This window comes from Streptomyces sp. NPDC030143 (genome assembly GCF_055573695.1).
This window is the reverse complement of record NZ_JBVIAY010000018.1, coordinates 111,017-125,737: the sequence shown is the minus strand read 5'-3', so window position 1 is coordinate 125,737 and position 14,721 is coordinate 111,017. Positions and strand designations below refer to the sequence as shown.

The window sequence follows — 14,721 nt, the reverse complement described above, 5'->3', positions numbered from 1 at the left end:
TTCCCCCCGGCCGAACGCTGGGAGGCACACCGCACGGCGCTCGACAGCGGTCGAACCCGGGAGGCGCGGACCCGGTCGGCCGCCGCTGACTTCCCCGTACTTGGAGGCAGCTGGGCCCGGACGAGAAGAGAAACAGGAGCCGTACGAGAACAAGACGTGTGGTGCGACGCAGGCCGGTCTCGCCGCACCACGCCTGCGACCACCCCGATCCGGCGACATCGTGCCCTCACCTCACCAGCCGTCACCACGAACGCACCGGCATCGCGTGCCCAGGCCGGCCGCCACCCCACGGCGAAGCGCACCGCACACGGCGGACACACCGTCACCCGGATCCAGTCGGCCTCCTCCGCGTCGCGCGGCAGCCGGTCCTGTCCCGCCCGCACCGAGGCCGGTCTCCGAGCTTTGCCCGCCATGCGATCCGGGCGTTCCACGCCCTGTGACGGCCTTCGCTGAACGACAGGAGACAGAGATGTCCGCGCTTCGCGCCCGGCTGTCGGCGATACTGCTCGCCGCGTGCCTGCTCTTCACATCCCAAGCCTTGATCACACCGGACCGGGCGGCCGCGGCCGACCCGGGCTACCTGATGCTGCACTTCACCGGGGAGGGGTCGGCCGGTCAGCAGATGTACCTCGCGCACAGCGCGGACGGGCTGCACTGGAACGACCTCAACGGCGGGGCGCCGATCCTGCGCTCCACGATCGGCACCAAGGGCGTGCGCGACCCCGCACTGGTGAGGTCCCCCGACGGCAGCAAGTACTGGATCATCGCCACCGACCTGTGCATCAGCTGCGGCCAGTCATGGTCGGACTCCATCAACAACGGCAGCCGCAACCTGGTGGTGTGGGAGTCCACGGACCTGATCAGCTGGTCGGAGCCGTGGCTGCTCAACGTCGCCGGCGCGATCCCCGACGGGCGCAACGCCTGGGCCCCGGAGGCGATCTGGGATCCGGCCACCAACGACTACGTCCTGTACTGGGCGACGAACGTGCCCCTCGACGGCAAGACGAAGCACCGCATCTTCTACGCCCGCACCAGCGACTTCCGCACCATCACCACACCGCAGACCTACATCGACCGCCCCGGCACCCAGGAACTCATCGACACCCAGATCGTCGAGGTGCCGGCCGGTGTCGGCAACTTCCGCTACGTACGGGCCTCCGGTGACGGCCAGATCACCATCGAAGGCAGCAACTCCATCCTGGGGACGTGGACCCCCCTCGGCAACCTCTCCGGCATCGGCCTGACCGGCGCCCAGGTCGAGGGCCCCATGTGGATGAAGTTCCGCGACCGCAACGAGTGGACCCTGTACCTCGACCAGTACGCCTCCCGCGGCGGGTACATGCCGGTCACGACGACCAACCCCTCCGCCGTCGGCACCTACCAGCTCCCCACATCGGGCAGCTACAGCCTGGGCGTCAACAAGAAGCGCCACGGCTCGATCATGAACCTCACCACCGCCGAGGAAACCCGCGTCCTCGCCCGCTGGCCCAGCACCCCCGCCAAGCGGCTGCAGTCGTTCAACTTCCAGGACCGGTACATGCGGCACGCCGACTTCGACGTGCGCATCGACCAGAACATCACCAGCGACGACGCCAAGTTCCGGCTGCGGCCCGGCCTGGCCGGCTCGGGAACCGTCTCCTTCGAGTCGGTGAACATGCCCGGCTACTTCCTGCGCCACGCCAACTACGACTTCCAGCTGGTCCGCAACGACGGCACCGCCCAGTTCGCGGCGGACGCCACCTTCCGCCAGGTCGCCGGGCTCGCCGACTCCACCTGGTCCTCCTTCCAGTCCTACAACCACCCGGACCGCTACATCCGCCACTACGCCTACCAGCTCCGCCTCGACCCCATCACCACGGCGACGGGGCGCGGTGACGCCACCTTCCGCGTGACGAGCTGACCTGACCCGACAAGGTGGGGGCGCCTACACGGCGCCCCCACCCACCCATCGCTCCACCAGGCCGAAAGGAGCTGTCCGGCATGCCGGACACTTTTCGAACGCGCGGCGTGACAGCACAGCGCCGCCCGAGATTCCGGCAGGGCGCTCTGGCCGCCGTGGCCGCCGCTGTCTCGCTCCTGGTGGGCGTCGTCGGCCCGGCGGCCCCCGCCCGGGCGGCGGAGATCACCGACGGCCTGGCGCTCTGGTACAAACTCGACGCCACCTCGGGCACGGTGGCGGCGGACTCTTCGGGCAACGGCCGGGACGGCACCGTGAACGGCACCGCCGGCTGGTCCGGTTCCGGGAAGGGCTCACGTTCAACGTCTCCGACACCTATATCAAGGTGCCGGACAACATCATGAGCGGCATGAACTCGATCACCGTCTCGACGGACGTGCAGATCGACGCCAACCAGACCACGCCCTACTTCCTCTACGGCTTCGGCAACACCGCGAGCAGCGGCGCCGGCAACGGGTACCCGTTCACCACCGGCGACTCGTTCCGGACCGCCATCGCCTCCGGGGGCCCGTCCACCGAGCAGAACACCGCCGCCTCGGGGGCACTGCAGCGCTCGGTCTGGAAGCACGTCACCTACACCCAGACCGGCACCACGGGAATCCTGTACCGGGACGGCGTGGAGGTGGCCCGCAACACCTCGGTCAGCATCACCCCCGGTTCCATCGGATCCGGCACCACCACGGCCAACCACATCGGCAAGTCGGTCTTCAGCGGTGACAAGCTCTTCAAGGGCAAGAAGGTCGCCCCCACCCTGAGCAGCATCACCCCGGTCACCGGCGGCACCGCCCTGCCGACCGGCACCACCCGCTCGTGCGGTCGGTCAACTTCCCCGGCCGCTACGCCGCCGTACGCTCCGACAGCCTCGGCTACCTCGACCCGGTGACGTCCTCCAGCACCACGGCGGTCAAGCAGAGCGCCACCTTCACGATCGTCCCCGGCCTCGCCGACGCAAGCTGCTACTCCTTCCGTGACGCCTCCGGCCGCTACCTGCGCCACAAGGACCTCCGGGTCCGCTTCGACGCGCCGGGTGGCACAGCGCTGTTCAACAAGGACGCCACCTACTGCGCCCGCCCCGGTTCGACCGCCGGCTCGGTCTCCCTGGAGTCGTACAACTACCCCGGCCGCTACCTGCGCCACCACAACTACGAACTGCGCATCGACCCCTACCAGGACAACACCACCTTCCGCGCCGACAGCTCCTTCACGGCGGTCAGCCCCTGGGCCTGACCGATTCCCCCTCACGCACACGGGTGACCCGCACGGCCTTGCCGTGCGGGCCACCCGCCTGACCGAGCGACGGCTTCGCTCCACCCGACAGTCGACTCACCCAACCAACGCCAGACATCCCATAAAAAGCCAGTCATTGAGCCCTGCAGCGGGGTAACTCCCGAGCTATCGGGGCTTTTTCCTTGACAGTGATGGGATGTAAAGGCAATCTCCCTCCCACTCCCGGCGCAAGCGATACGCGCCGGACCACCCACCCGCCCCTTCTCGGAAGGCCGCATGAAACTCCACCGACGAAACCGGATTCGAGCCGCCGGTACGGCCGCCGCAGTCCTCGCCGTCATCGGCTCGGTCACTGCGACGCCCGCATCGGCCGCCACGCCGGGGAACTGGACCTCGGTCCAGCCCGGCGTCGCACAGACCGGCTGTGACGGCGTGCGCGCCACCGTGGCGCTGGACGCGAACGGCGCCCTCTCGCTCGGCGCGACCTGGAACTGCCGCCAGGCCCTGATACCCGCTCCGATCGGGCTGGTGACCAGCCAGGCCGACTTCACCACCGGAGTGGACTTCGTCAGCCGCACGGATGCGCCCGTCTCGTACACCTACGAGGTCGAGGCGGGGAAGTCCCGCGTCCGGACGCGGTCCGCGACCGAGACGAGGCTGGTGTTCGCGAAGGGCTCCGCGCGGATGACCGTGCACGTCCGCACGTCCGCGGACGGCATGGCGCTGCGCTACGAGCTGCCGTCGGGTGCGACGGTGCTGCGCGAGGCCACCTCGTTCGAACTGCCGGCCGACGCCCAGCTGTCCCGGCAGGAGTTCAGCGCCGACCACGAGAAGGGGTATGTGACCTCTCCGGTCGCCGACGTGGCGACGGGCTCCTACGACATGGGCATGTACGCCCAGCAGACCAACGGCGCGCGGGTACTGCTCGCCGAGTCCGGTGTGGACGGCGACTACTCGGGTGGCCGGTTCACCCACACCCAGGGCACCGGCCGGTTCACCGTCGCGCTGGCCGACGCGCAGATCGTACGGTCCGGCGCGTTCGCCACAGCGTGGCGCACCGCCGCCATCGGCAGCACGGCGACGATCGTGGAGTCCACGCTGGTCGACGACGTCGCACCCGCGTCGAAGATCTCCGACACCTCGTGGATCAAGCCGGGCGTCGCCGCGTGGCCGTGGCTGGACGGCATGTGGGCCACCCAGCGCGACCTGACCAAGCTCAAGCAGTGGGCCGACTACGCCTCCTCGCAGGGCTGGCCCTATCTCCTCGTCGACGACGGGTGGAAGGCCAACCAGGCGATCATTCCCGAGCTCGTGACCTACGCCCGCGAGCGCGGCGTGCGGATCATGCTCTGGTACCACTGGCAGGACCTGGACACCGCCGCCGAGCGGGACGCCGAGTTCACCAAGATCACCGGGTGGGGTGTCGTCGGCGTCAAGATGGACTTCATGGGTTCCGAGACCCGGGCCCGCCATCAGTGGTACGACGCGGCCCTGGCCGACACCGCCCGCTACAAGCTGATGGTCGACCTGCACGGCTCGCGCCTGTCCGTCGGTGTCCACCGCACCTGGCCGCACGTGCTGACCAACGAAGCCGTGCGGGGCGAGGAATATCCCGGCGGCCGGAACATCGGTCACGTGGCCGCGCTCCCGTTCACCCGCGGCGCACTGGGTCCGGCCGACTACTCGCCGATGAGCTTCCAGCAGGGCAACCCGAACAGCGACGCCGCCGAACTCGCCCTGGGCGTACTGCTGGAGAGCGGCATCATGCTGCCCGGCAGCCGTATCTCGGACTACCAGGCGCGTCCCGAGGCGCAGCGGTGGCTGCGCATGCTGCCGACCGTGTGGGACGAGACGAAGTACGTCTCGGGCGACCCGCTCACCGGAGGGGTCATCGCGCGCCGCGACGGCGACCGGTGGTTCGTCGGGGCGCTCCGGCGCGGCGGCGCCGCCACCATCAGCTACCCGACCGCGTTCCTCGGCTCCGGTAGCTGGCACGCGGAGATCATCACCGACGGCCCCGACGGCCTGACCCGCACCAGCAAGGTCATCCAGGCCGGTGACACGCTCAGCGTCCCGGCGGTCGCCAACGGCGGTCATGCGGTGAAGCTGACCAAGGTCGCGGCCCTGCCGACCGGGAACCGCACGGTGACCGTCGCCGGCAGCAGCCATGTACTGGACGTGAAGAGCAAGAGCCTCGCGAACGACGCCGCGATCATCCGCTGGTCCAGCACCGGCGGCACCAACCAGCGCTTCGCGTTCGTGCCTGTCGGCGACGGATACACGCGGATCGTCAATGAGGCGAGCGGCAAGGACGTCGTCATCCGGTGGGCCTCCCGCGACGCGGGCGCGACGGCCGTCCAGTACACCTACGAAGCCAACGCGAACACCAACGACGAATGGCTGGCGGAGGACGCGGGCAACGGCCGTATCCGGCTGCTGAACCGCCACAGCGGTCTCTACCTCACCGCGGGCAGCGCCCAGGGCGACCAGTTGGAGCAACGCCCGTACGACGGCGCCGACCACCAGATGTTCACCGTCTCCTGACACCGCTGAACAAGACGGCCACTCCGTAGTACGGCACTGCCTGCCGGGAGCGTCTTCGAAGGGGGCCTTGCTCGGGCGAGCAAGGCCCCCTTCATGAACGGCCCGGTACCTAGGCGGTGACGCGGTGGAAGGTCCATCGCTGGTTGGAGCTGCCGACGTCGCGGTACTGGATCAGCGCGGCACCGTCGGCCGTACTGCCTGCCTTGGCGTCGAGCACCTTGCCGCTGTTGCGGTTGACCAGGACGAATTCGCCACCGGTCTGCGGGCGCAGCTGCCCCTGCCGGCTCGTCCGGCCGTCGGCGGTCATCTGCACGACCGCCGCGCCGTCCGCCGTCGAGGACCCCGCCACGTCGAGCACCTTGCCGCTGCGGACGCACCTGATGGTGTGGTAGCCGTCCCCCGTGGACTGGAAGGCCCAGTGCTGGTTCGACTCACCGTTGTCGGGCCACTGGATCACGCCGACGCCGTCCGCGGTCGAGACAGCGGAGAGGTCGGCGGCCCGCTGCGCGGCGACTGGTGGACGACGGTGGACGGGCCGACCAGCGACCTGCCGTCCGCGGACAGCTTGAACAGGTGCACCTTGTAGGCGTCCGCGTAGTGGGTGGTGACCAGGAAGCCCTGGCCGTCGTCGTCCCAGAACGGGCACACGTCGTTCCAGCCGGAGGTGCGCCACATGGAGTGCAACGGCTCCCACGGCCCGGTCGGCGACGGGGCCGACGACATGAAGAAGCCTTCGTCGGGCGTATTGAAGTACACCCAGTAGCGGCCCGCGTGGTAGCGGATGGCCCCGGCCCACACGCCACGGCCGTAGCGGTTCGTCCGGTCCCGGTTCAGCTCCGGTCCGATACGGGCGACGTCGTCCACCACGCCGCCGAGCGTCCGCCAGTTGACCAGGTCCTTCGAGTGCAGGACGGCCATGCCGGGCGAGTACCCGAAGGTGCTGGTGATGCCGTAGTAGTCGGAGCCGACCCGGATGCAGTCCCAGTCGCTGAGGTCGGCCGGGATGATCGGGTTGACGAAGGTGCCGTCGCCCTGGCCGCCCCACGGTCCGGTCAGCGGTGTGGCCGCCACCGCCGTGCTCGGCGGCAGCGGGCCCGGCAGTACGACCGCCCCGGTGCCGGCCGCGGCGAGCCGGCCGAGCTGTCGTCTGGTGATGTCCACGATTTTTCCTTCGCCGATGGTCATCGCGTGTACGGGCGGTTTTTCGAGCGAAGCTCCGCCTCGCGCAGATACCGGCCGGCCCGGGAAGCACCGCCACCTGCCCGTGCGGGCGACTCGGCCTTGAGGGCCTGAGGGGTCCAGTCCCGCCGCGGTCGCAGGTTCCGAGTCACGCACGCCTCGAGCTCCTCCCGGTGGAGGACGGCCGTACGGGCGGCGTGCTGCCGTTGGTGCAGGCGATGTCGGCGGCCCTGGTGCCCGTGGCATCAGCCGTCACGTTGCTGAACGAAGGGTGTCGGCGGCGGCCTCGGCCTCCTAGGTGGTATGCGCGGAGTCGGAGTTGGCGGGCACGCTGTCCACGACGGCGACCGGCCGTGGCAGTGGTCCTCGCTGCCGCGCGGCCTGGTCGACCGTCACCGCGACCGGTTCCGTCCGGTCGAGCTCATCGCTCTCCCCCACGGCCGGAGGCCCACCGGGGCACCGGCGGCCGTCGCGAACACCGCCGTACGGACGAGAACGGCTGTGGCCGGACCTCCTGCACGGAGGACGGACTGTCGAAGGGGCATGCGGGTTCCTCTCGGGGCAACCGAACACGGAGACTGGCCGAAATATCGAACAGGGCGCGGTTCGCCGAACAAGCTGACCCGAAGCTAGAGTTCCGGTCGCACCAAGTCAACGGATCGTCCCTTATTTTTCCGAGCGTTGCGGCTTCTCCGGCAGGCTCATCGCGGCGGGCTCGCCGAGCACACGGCGCACTCCTCACACCCCTCTCAACACAACCGATGTCTCACGGGCGGAAGGGCGCCGACCGGACGCTCATCCGGGAAGCGGGCGAGGCTCTTGTGTCGCAAGGCTAGACAGAAGCAACACTCATGTCCGTTAATCCATCCCATGTAGCAGTGGAGAGGACCGATGAGTCCGAGACCTCTTGAGGGTCCCGGGCTTCTTCGTCGACCCGTGCTGCCGCCCTGCCCCCAGTCGCCGAGTCCGAGCGGAGTTCCGACGATCGAACAGCGCGAACCGACCACAGTGCCGGATGAGTCTCACGCGCATGAGTTCGCACCGGCACGGCGGCCAGGAAGGTGGCCGTCGGCAACGACTTTGCTGTGATGCCGTCGGCCTGCCGGACGTATGGCGCCGCAGGGCCGTCACGCCGCCGGTACACCAGCCCTGGACGTGCTGCACCGGACCGCCGGACATGTGAGCCGACACACCGACGGGCAAGTAATCGCACTCTCGCCACCGAAGGGTTCAAGATGTCTTCCTCCCTCAGCAGACGGCGCCTCCTGCAGGCAGCCGGGGCCACCGCCGCCGGCTCCGCCACCGGTTTCCTCATCGGCGGCTCTGCCGCCCACGCGGCGGCCGTTCCCCCTGCACGGGCCGACATCGGGGTCCTGGCGCACCCCTTCGAATTCGGCCAGGTCCGGCTCACCGCGAGCCGGTGGCTGGACAACCAGAACCGTACGCAGAACTACCTGCGGTTCGTCGATGTCGACCGGCTGCTGTACAACTTCCGCGCCAACCACCGGCTTTCCACCAACGGCGCGGCCGCCACCGGCGGGTGGGACGCACCGAACTTCCCCTTCCGCACCCACGTCCAAGGGCACTTCCTCACGGCATGGGCGCAGTTGTACGCCGTGACCGGGGACACCGTCTGCCGGGACAAGGCGAACTACATGGTCGCGGAGCTGGCCAAGTGCCAGGCCAACAACAGCGCCGCCGGCTTCAACACCGGGTATCTCTCCGGCTACCCCGAGTCCGACTTCACCGCTGTCGAGCAGCGGACCCTGACCAACGGCAACGTGCCCTACTACACCATCCACAAGACCCTCGTCGGCCTGCTGGACGTGTGGCGCCACATCGGCAGCACACAAGCGCGTGACGTGCTGCTCGCCCTGGCGGGATGGGTCGACTGGCGCACCGGCCGGCTGACCGCCCAGCAGATGCAGGCCATGCTGCAGACCGAGTTCGGCGGCATGAACACCGTGCTGACCGATCTCTACCAGCAGACGGGTGACGCGCGGTGGCTCACCGCCGCCCGGCGCTTCGACCACGCCGCGGTGTTCGATCCGCTGGCGGCCAACCAGGACCGGCTCAGCGGACTGCACGCCAACACCCAGGTACCCAAGTGGATCGGTGCCGCCCGGGAGTTCAAGGCCACCGGAACCACCCGCTACCGGGACATCGCCACCAACGCCTGGAACATCACTGTCAACGCGCACACCTACGCCATCGGCGGCAACAGCCAGGCGGAGCACTTCCGCGCCCCGAACGCCATCGCCGGCTTCCTGAACAATGACACCTGCGAGAGCTGCAACACCTTCAACATGCTCCTCCTCACCCGGGAGTTGTTCGCGCTGGACCCGAACCGGGCCGCGCTGTTCGACTACTACGAGCGGGCATGGCTCAACCAGATGATCGGCCAGCAGAACCCGGCCGACAACCACGGCCACGTCACCTACTTCACCCCGCTCAACCCGGGAAGCCGACGCGGTGTGGGCCCGGCGTGGGGCGGCGGCACCTGGAGCACCGACTACGGCACCTTCTGGTGCTGCCAGGGCACGGGCCTGGAGATGCACACCAGGCTGATGGACTCCATCTACTACCGCAGTGACAACACGCTGATCGTCAACATGTTCGTGCCCTCGGTACTCAACTGGTCGGAGCGCGGGATCACGGTCACCCAGACCACGACCTATCCCGTCAGCGACACCACCACCCTGCAGGTCACCGGCAACGTCAGCGGAACCTGGGCGATGCGCATCCGCATCCCGAGCTGGACCTCCGAGGCCACCATCAGCGTCAACGGCACGCGGCAGAACATCGCCACCAACCCCGGCAGCTACGCCACCCTGAGCCGCTCGTGGACCTCCGGCGACACCGTCACCGTCCGCCTGCCCATGCGGGTCGTCATGCGAGCCGCCAACGACAACAAGGACGTCTCCGCGATCACCTACGGCCCGGTGGTCCTGTCCGGCAACTACGGCAACACCACGCTCAGTTCCCTCCCGACGCTGAACACCTCGTCGATCACACGGACCAGCAGCACCTCGCTCGCCTTCACGGCCACCGCCAACGGCTCCACCGTCAACCTGGGTCCGTTCCACGACGCGCACGGCCACAACTACACCGTCTACTGGAACGCCGCCGGCAGCGTCCGTCTCGTCAACGCGAGCAGCGGCCTCCTGCTGGGTATCCAGAACATGTCCACGGCCGACGGCGGCCGCGCTCTGCAGTGGTCGGACAACGGCACCGCCGACCACGACTGGTACATGATCACCGACGGAAGCGCGGTCCGCTTCCGCAACGCCCACAGCGGCAAGGTGCTCGGCGTCCAGAGCATGTCCACGGCAGACGGCGCGACCGTCCTGCAGTGGTCGGACACCGGCACCGCCGACCACAGGTGGACGCTGCTCGACCAGGGAGACGGCACCTACAAGATCCGCAACGAGAACAGTGGCAAGCTGCTCGCCATCGCGAGCAACTCCACCGCTGTCGGCGCGTTCGCGGTCCAGGACTCGGACGACGGCACCGCCGACAACCGGTGGCGCATCGTGCGGAACTGAGGTTTGCCGCGGACGTAGGTCCTGGTCGCTCTCCAGCCTTCCGCACGCTCGACACTTCGACCTACGTTCGATATCACGAACATCCGCTCACTCGAAAAGTACGAGGTCCCATGTACAGACTACGTTTCGACCGCAGACATCTGTCTGTGGTGCTCGCGGCCCTGCTCGCTTCGGCGGCGACGCTCATAGCCAACCCGGCTCAGGCGGCCACCACCAGCGCCGTGCGCGGTGTCGGTTCCGGCCGGTGCCTCGACGTACCGGGAGCCAGCCAGACCGACGGCACGAACCTGCAGCTCTGGGACTGCTGGGGCGGGACCAACCAGCAGTGGACGCTGACGGACAACAACCAGCTGACCGTGTACGGCAACAAATGCCTGGACGTCCCGGGCCACGCCACCACGCCCGGCACCCGGCCGGTGATCTGGAGCTGCAACGGCGGCACGAACCAGCAGTGGCGGGCCAACTCCGACGGCACGATCGTCGCCGTGGAGTCCGGGCTGTGCCTGGCCGCCACGGGCTCGGGAACGGCCAACGGCACGGCGGTGGAAATCGCGACGTGCAACGGCGGCAGCAACCAGAAGTGGACCGGCCTGGCAGCGTCGGGCACCACGTGTCCCCTTCCGTCGACCTATCGGTGGACCTCGACCGGGGCGCTGGCGCAGCCGGCGAACGGATCGTACGCGCTGAAGGACTTCACCAACGTGACGTACCAGGGCAAGCACCTGGTCTACGGGACGTACTCCGACGGCAGCAACTGGCGCTCGATGGGCTTCGGCCCCTTCACGAACTGGTCGGACATGGCGACGGCCCCCCAGACCGCCATGAGCCAGGGCGCGGTGGCGCCCACGCTGATCTACTTCGCGCCCAAGAACATCTGGGTGATGGCCTCCCAGTGGGCCGGCGGCTGGCCCTTCAACTACCGCACGTCGACCGACCCCACCAACCCCAACAGCTGGTCCGCGCCGCAGCCGCTGTTCACCGGCACCCTGCCCAGCACCGACAACTCCCCCACCGGCCCGATCGACCAGACCCTGATCGCCGACGACAAGGAGATGCACCTGTTCTTCGCCGGTGACAACGGCAAGATCTACAAGGCGAGCATGCCGATCGGAAACTTCCCCGGGAACTTCGGCTCGTCGTACACGACGGTCCTGAGCGACACCGAGGACAGGGTGTTCGAGGCGCCGGAGGTCTACAAGGTCCAGGGCCAGAACCAGTACCTCATGATCGTCGAGGCGAAGGGCGCGAACGGCCGCTACTTCCGCTCGTTCACCGCCTCCAGCCTGAACGGTCCGTGGACCGTGCAGGCCGGCAGCGAGAGCAGCCCCTTCGCGGGCAAGGCCAACACCAACCAGACCTGGACCAACGACATCAGCCACGGTGACCTGGTCCGCAACAACCCCGACCAGACCAAGACCATCGACCCCTGCAACCTGCAGTTCCTCTACCAGGGCAGGGGCGCCACCGCGAGCGGCACCGACTACTTGAAGTGGCCGTACCGGCCGGGCCTCCTCACCCTGCAGCGCTGACCCGCGCACCCATGACCACAACCGAATAGCCGTACTCACAAGGCCCGCAAAGCGGCTTCCGCTTTGCGGGCCGGGAAGGACTCCCCCACGTTCCCCTGCACAGGCGGCTGCTGCGGCGCCTCACGGCACCGCGCTGACGCTCAGCGCCTGCGTCACCGCCTGTGCCGGCACGACCGCCTCGGCCGCCCCCGACAGCCCGGCGCTCACCCCGCCGCTGGGTGAAACAGCTGGAACAGCTTCGGGTGCGGAATCACCGAGGCGCAGGTCCGCCAGGCCGCCGACGCAATGTCGTCCTGCCTCAAGTACGACTGGTGCTCCGGCAGCGGCACCCTCAGCGAGCAGATCGCGCAGTCACGACCATGCGCGACGCCCTGCGCGCCACCGGCCGTCCCATCGTCTACAGCATCAACCCCAACAGCTTCCACGCCCCCACCGGCGCCACCTGCCCCCTCTCCGCTCACCGACCACCTCACCGTCAGAGGCGCACCAGAGGTTGCTTTGAGCCTTGAGGGGTCGGAGGCGTGCCCAGCCAAGGGCCACCATCTGCGTGAAGACCCGCGTACCTATGGGCGGAATACGTTTGGTTCGGCTTGTGCCGCTGGTTCGGGGTGGGAGGGGTGGAGTGACTGGCCAACCTTTGGGAGGTGCACATGCCCACTCGAACCGGCCGCGGCGCTGCTGTCGCCGTGGTCCTGATCGCCACCTTCCTCGCAGCCGCTCCGCAAGCCATGGCCCACTGCGGCTGCGAGAACCACAAGACCTCTCCGCCCGTCGCGGATCGGCCCACGTCCCCCGGCGGTGACTTCCCCGAGGAGTTCATCGAGCGCCTCGTCGGTCTCGCACTCCGCCTCGGCCTCCCCGACAACGGAGGCGGCGGAGGCGGCGGAGGCGGCGGCCCGGGCTGAGCCTTTCGTGGCTGTACAGGAGCGGAGGATGGTTGCACAGCGGCTGCGTCAGGCGATCAATGACCATGACCTGGACGCGTTCGTTGACTGTTTCTGTCCCGACTACCGCAGTGAGCAGCCCGCACACCCGGCGCGTGCCTTCCAGGGACGGGACGGGGTCAGGAGGAACTGGGCGATGTTCTTCCGCCAGGTCCCCGATCTCAGGGCGGAGCTGCTGGCCACGGCTGCCGCGGACGGCACTGAGTGGTCGGAGTGGCATTGGTTCGGCACCCGCGAGGACAGCACGTCCTTTGAGATGCGCGGCGTCATCGTCATGGGCCTTGAAGATGACTGCATTTCCTGGGCCCGGCTGTACATGGAAGAGGTCGAGGCCGGCGGTGAGGACATCGATTCCGCCGTTCGGCGCCTTGCCGAACCTGGGCGCAAGGACCCTGAATAGCTGACGCTGTCGGGGATCTCGAGAAGTTGAGGCTCAGATGGAAGCACGCCGTGACTGCGACTGCGGCCGGAGGCCCGTCTGTGCGTTTGCGCGTTTGCGCGTTTGTGAAATGAGGGTTCGTGGTACACAGGTTGCGGGGTTTGATCGGAAGGTGACCACCGATCGACAGCCCCGTAGACTCCGCGCGATGAGCGAGAGCACGCCGAACGGGGAGCGGCAGCCCCGCACAGGAAGAAGCCTCAAGGCCCAGCAGCGACGGCAGGAGATCCTGCAGATCGCCATGGACACCTTCGCCGCCCGCGGCTACAACAACGCCTCCCTGCAGGAGATCGCCGACCGCGCGGGAGTCACCCAGGCCGGCGTCCTGCACTACTTCCGCTCCAAGGCCCAGCTGCTCACCAGCGTCCTCGACCTGCGCGACGCCACCGACATCGAACAGCTCGGCCCCGACCGCCCCCGCGGTCTGGCCTTCCTGCGTCACCTGGTCGACACCGTCCGCCGCAACACCGAACGGGAAGGCATTGTCCGGCTGTACGCCGTCCTGTCGGCGGAGAGCGTCACGGAGGGCCACCCCGCCCAGGAGTACTTCCGCGACCGCTATGCCGGCCTGCGCACCCTGGTCACCGAAGCCCTCGCAGAAGCATCCGAACTCGGCGAGACACGCCCCGACCTCAACCTCGAAGAGGCGGCCACCGCGATCATCGCCGTCATGGACGGCCTCCAGATCCAGTGGCTGCTCGCCCCCGACTCCATCGACATGACCGCCGCCACGGACCGGGTCATCACAGCACTCCTGGCAGACATCACCGGCAAGCCCACCTGACAGCGACTCAGCGGACCGGCGTCCGGCAGGGTCCACCCGTTTCCGACGCACGTGCTGATCACTCAGCAGGTGCGTCCGAAAGACAAGCCGCTCGCACGCACGCGACCAGCCGCGCCCCCAGCGCGAAGGGCTTGCCTTCGCTCTCAGCTCGGCACCCTCAACTCGGAGGGCAAGTGGAACGAGCCGACATCGACGAGGGCTTTGTCCGTGATCTCGTTCGGGCCCAGCATCCCGAATCGGCCGACCTCGAGATTCAGCCGGTCCCCTCAGGTTGGGACAATCAGCTCTGGTGACTCGGCGACGACCTGGCCGTGCGCCTGCCCATGACGGAGCGCGCCCCTGCGCTCTTGCGCAGCGAGTTCCGGTGGCTCCCCGAACTCGCCAAGCGCCTGCCGCTACCCGTACCGACGCCCCAGCGCTTCGGCGGGTGCGGACCGGGGGCGGACCTCCGCGCACCCGGTCTGCTCATGTCCTGGCCGACCGCGCGTACTCCTCCCGTCAGATCCGCCAGGCCGGACAAGGCGATTGGCACGGTTGTCCGCCATCCTGGACACCCCGTCCCTCACAGGAGCC

At 68.6% G+C, this 14,721-nt stretch carries 10 protein-coding genes and 3 pseudogenes; 11 read left to right on the top strand and 2 right to left on the bottom strand.

Annotation, left to right across the window (positions count from 1 at the left end; genetic code table 11):
- The first annotated feature begins 469 nt into the window (after positions 1 to 469).
- From ACZ4YY_RS27675 to ACZ4YY_RS27660, 4 genes and pseudogenes are all read left to right on the top strand, one after another.
- Positions 470 to 1,900 (top strand): glycoside hydrolase family 43 protein, encoded by a 1,431-nt coding sequence (locus ACZ4YY_RS27675; RefSeq protein ID WP_468295817.1) that lies wholly within the window; start codon positions 470 to 472, stop codon positions 1,898 to 1,900.
- Between the two features lie 80 nt (positions 1,901 to 1,980).
- A pseudogene (locus ACZ4YY_RS27670) lies at positions 1,981 to 2,693 on the top strand (LamG-like jellyroll fold domain-containing protein); the annotation flags it as partial.
- A 74-nt stretch (positions 2,694 to 2,767) separates the two neighbouring features.
- Positions 2,768 to 3,184, top strand: coding sequence for an AbfB domain-containing protein (locus ACZ4YY_RS27665; protein WP_468295810.1), 417 nt, complete (start codon positions 2,768 to 2,770; stop codon positions 3,182 to 3,184).
- A gap of 276 nt (positions 3,185 to 3,460) precedes the next feature.
- Positions 3,461 to 5,728, top strand: coding sequence for a glycoside hydrolase family 97 catalytic domain-containing protein (locus ACZ4YY_RS27660; RefSeq protein ID WP_468295807.1), 2,268 nt, complete (start codon positions 3,461 to 3,463; stop codon positions 5,726 to 5,728).
- 109 nt (positions 5,729 to 5,837) lie between these two features.
- Here ACZ4YY_RS27660 and ACZ4YY_RS27655 read toward each other — a convergent pair whose 3' ends face one another.
- Together ACZ4YY_RS27655 and ACZ4YY_RS27650 are read right to left on the bottom strand one after the other, a co-directional pair.
- On the bottom strand, positions 5,838 to 6,185 hold the full coding sequence (locus ACZ4YY_RS27655) for an RICIN domain-containing protein (RefSeq protein ID WP_468295804.1): 348 nt from the start codon (positions 6,183 to 6,185) through the stop codon (positions 5,838 to 5,840).
- Complete coding sequence (locus ACZ4YY_RS27650; RefSeq protein ID WP_468295802.1) at positions 6,182 to 6,889, bottom strand: family 43 glycosylhydrolase; 708 nt, start codon at positions 6,887 to 6,889, stop codon at positions 6,182 to 6,184. Before ACZ4YY_RS27650 ends, ACZ4YY_RS27655 begins: the two co-directional genes overlap by 4 nt.
- Positions 6,890 to 8,142: 1,253 nt before the next feature.
- Here ACZ4YY_RS27650 and ACZ4YY_RS27645 point away from each other — a divergent pair.
- From ACZ4YY_RS27645 to ACZ4YY_RS27615, 7 genes and pseudogenes are all read left to right on the top strand, one after another.
- Entirely contained in the window at positions 8,143 to 10,452 is a 2,310-nt protein-coding gene (locus ACZ4YY_RS27645) for a beta-L-arabinofuranosidase domain-containing protein (protein ID WP_468295799.1), read from the top strand.
- 110 nt (positions 10,453 to 10,562) lie between these two features.
- On the top strand, positions 10,563 to 11,981 hold the full coding sequence (locus ACZ4YY_RS27640) for a non-reducing end alpha-L-arabinofuranosidase family hydrolase (protein WP_468295796.1): 1,419 nt from the start codon (positions 10,563 to 10,565) through the stop codon (positions 11,979 to 11,981).
- A 95-nt stretch (positions 11,982 to 12,076) separates the two neighbouring features.
- Positions 12,077 to 12,424, top strand: a pseudogene (locus ACZ4YY_RS27635) (alpha-galactosidase); the annotation flags it as partial.
- A 207-nt stretch (positions 12,425 to 12,631) separates the two neighbouring features.
- Entirely contained in the window at positions 12,632 to 12,886 is a 255-nt protein-coding gene (locus ACZ4YY_RS27630) for a hypothetical protein (RefSeq protein WP_468295793.1), read from the top strand.
- Positions 12,887 to 12,914: 28 nt separating this feature from the next.
- A complete protein-coding gene (locus ACZ4YY_RS27625; RefSeq protein WP_468295788.1) occupies positions 12,915 to 13,325 on the top strand; it encodes a nuclear transport factor 2 family protein in 411 nt (136 codons plus the stop codon).
- Positions 13,326 to 13,512: 187 nt separating this feature from the next.
- The gene (locus ACZ4YY_RS27620) at positions 13,513 to 14,148 is read left to right on the top strand and encodes a TetR family transcriptional regulator (RefSeq protein WP_468295785.1); all 636 of its coding nucleotides are present in this window, start codon (positions 13,513 to 13,515) and stop codon (positions 14,146 to 14,148) included.
- A 323-nt stretch (positions 14,149 to 14,471) separates the two neighbouring features.
- Positions 14,472 to 14,588 (top strand): annotated as a pseudogene (locus tag ACZ4YY_RS27615) (hypothetical protein); the annotation flags it as partial.
- Positions 14,589 to 14,721 lie beyond the last annotated feature (133 nt).

What these genes read in the sequence shown, in the direction of transcription:
- ACZ4YY_RS27675 (WP_468295817.1), top strand. Translation starts at nt 470, where the DNA reads ATGTCCGCGCTTCGCGCCCGGCTGTCGGCGATACTGCTCGCCGCGTGC.
- ACZ4YY_RS27660 (WP_468295807.1), top strand. Translation starts at nt 3,461, where the DNA reads ATGAAACTCCACCGACGAAACCGGATTCGAGCCGCCGGTACGGCCGCC.
- ACZ4YY_RS27640 (WP_468295796.1), top strand. Translation starts at nt 10,563, where the DNA reads ATGTACAGACTACGTTTCGACCGCAGACATCTGTCTGTGGTGCTCGCG.
- ACZ4YY_RS27645 (WP_468295799.1), top strand. Translation starts at nt 8,143, where the DNA reads ATGTCTTCCTCCCTCAGCAGACGGCGCCTCCTGCAGGCAGCCGGGGCC.
- ACZ4YY_RS27630 (WP_468295793.1), top strand. Translation starts at nt 12,632, where the DNA reads ATGCCCACTCGAACCGGCCGCGGCGCTGCTGTCGCCGTGGTCCTGATC.
- ACZ4YY_RS27620 (WP_468295785.1), top strand. Translation starts at nt 13,513, where the DNA reads ATGAGCGAGAGCACGCCGAACGGGGAGCGGCAGCCCCGCACAGGAAGA.
- ACZ4YY_RS27625 (WP_468295788.1), top strand. Translation starts at nt 12,915, where the DNA reads ATGGTTGCACAGCGGCTGCGTCAGGCGATCAATGACCATGACCTGGAC.